The sequence below is a fragment of the Shewanella sp. 1180_01 genome (assembly GCF_052850535.1).
On sequence record NZ_VXCT01000229.1, the window covers coordinates 1 to 231 of the forward strand.

The following is a 231-nucleotide window of genomic DNA, read 5'->3' on the forward strand; positions in this document are numbered from 1 at the left end:
AGTGACCGTGATGCTGAAGCTTTGCTCTGCCGTTAAGCCATCCGTGTCCGTCACTCGCAATGTCACGGGGTGCGCGCCCACATCGGCATTGCTGGGTGTGCCACTTAGCACGCCAGTGGCAGCATTGAAGCTCAACCAACTCGGTTTGGTCACCGCGCTGAATGTCAGTACATCACCCACATCAGTATCTGCGGCCGCAAAGGTGTAGCTGTACGCCGCATCTTGAGTGGC

The 231-nt window shown here is 57.6% G+C and carries 1 protein-coding gene; it reads right to left on the bottom strand.

From position 1 onward, the window contains the following. The coding region (locus tag FW758_RS24985) for a putative Ig domain-containing protein (RefSeq protein ID WP_446446869.1) at window positions 1-231 on the bottom strand (231 nt) is incomplete at both ends.